This is a genomic window from Bartonella florencae, assembly GCF_000312525.1.
In the GTDB taxonomy this organism is placed as follows: Bacteria; Pseudomonadota; Alphaproteobacteria; order Rhizobiales; family Rhizobiaceae; genus Bartonella; species Bartonella florencae.
In genome coordinates this window covers 1-1,630 of the sequence record NZ_HE997465.1, presented here as the reverse complement: position 1 = coordinate 1,630, position 1,630 = coordinate 1, and the positions used below count along the sequence as shown (strand labels likewise).

2 protein-coding genes are annotated in these 1,630 nt (G+C 39.3%); both read left to right on the top strand.

Annotation, left to right across the window (positions count from 1 at the left end):
* Positions 1-197: 197 nt before the first annotated feature.
* On the top strand, positions 198-1,322 hold the full coding sequence (locus tag BN202_RS08755) for a N4-gp56 family major capsid protein (RefSeq protein WP_019220270.1): 1,125 nt from the start codon (positions 198-200) through the stop codon (positions 1,320-1,322).
* Positions 1,323-1,345: 23 nt separating this feature from the next.
* On the top strand, positions 1,346-1,630 hold a 285-nt coding region (locus BN202_RS08750; protein WP_019220269.1), incomplete at its 3' end, for a hypothetical protein.

Here is a 1,630-nt window from a genome sequence, read left to right as displayed (position 1 = left end):
TATTACTTTGGAAACCATTGCAAATATGTCTGATAAAGCGTTTGGAGAATGGTATAGTAATCCTAAAAATCAAATCATTTTTGATAAGTTAATGGGTCGTGACGACTGATTATGGTCTAGATCGACAGCATATTCCGTTTTTCGGATTTTCCGCCGGCTTTAAGCCGGTTTTTTTATAGCAAAGAAGGGCAAAATAAATGGCAATAACACGTATACCTATTAATGATGCCCAAGCGGTAAAAGCTTGGTCAAAGAGATTAAATTATGAAGCGTCCAAAGCGCTTGATATTGAACCCTTAATGGGAGAAGGCTCTAATAGTATCATTCAAGTTAAGAATGAACTTAGGAAAGAAGGTGGAGATTGTGTTACATTTAGCTTACGAGCGCAGATTATGGGGCGTGGTGTAAGCGAGGGTGAAACGCTAAAAGGTAATGAAGAAGCACTCCAATTTCTTCACGACAAATTATATATCAATGAACTAAATCATGCCGTTTCGACGAAGAATAAAGGTACGATTGATCAACAACGTATTTTGTTTAGTTTACGCGATGAAGCACACAAATCATTGGTTGATTGGTATGCCGACCGTTTGAGTTTGATGTTTTTTCTTCAAGTTTGTGGATACACAGCGTCTACAATAAAGTTTGAAGGACGTGAGATTGAACTTGATGAATTGTATTATGGTTTTAATACACCACTAGCACCAAGTAGTAAGCGCATTGTACGTCCAGAGAGTAAAGCTAAGGATGAAGAAGTAAAAGAGTTAGGCAAACATAGCTTTAGTTTGAAGCTTATCGATGAGGCCGTAAAAGTTGCAAAGTTGGCTAACCCCAAAATTAGACCAGTACGGGTTGGTGGTTCGAATGTTTACGTAATGTATCTTCATCCTATACAAGTTATGCAATTGCGAACGAATACAGATACCGGTCAATGGCTTGATATCCAAAAGGCGGTTTATTCAGGTTCTCGTGCGAAGAACCCAATCTTTGATGGTTCATTAGGAATGTATAACGGTGTTGTTTTACGTGAATCCGAACATGTGACCCATGGTGTAAAATCTGATGGTAGCGCTGAAGAAAATGTACGCCGTGCTGTTTTACTAGGCGCACAAAGCGCGATGCTGGCTTTTGGAGCAGAAAATCAAGACACGCGCTATAAGTTGGTTGAAGAACTAGAAGATTACCAGCGAGTGTATGGTGTTGCAGCGAAAACAATCATAGGAATGAAGAAAACACGTTTCCAAATGCCTGGAAGAGGGCAAAACGCGCAAGATTTTGGAACAGTTGTTGTTTCAACTTGCTCTGGTGAAAAGCCTTCTTAATTTAAAAGGAAAGGAAATAAAATATGGCAGAAGGATTACCAAAGCCCTTACAGGGCAGAAATTTTCACACGCAACAGGTGAGTTTTTTTCGTTTAAACATATCGCATAAAGATAAGCATCTTACGGAGAAAATCGGGATCTTACCTCGTGGTGCTTTGATCACTTCAATCAAAGCATATGTTAAGACGGCGTTTACGGAAGCAAAATTGAAGATTGGCAGCACCTATGGAGGCAAAGAATTCAGTGAAAAGGATATCAAAGCCCAAGGGACGCAAGAATTTACATCAACAGATCACAAAGAGTTTGTT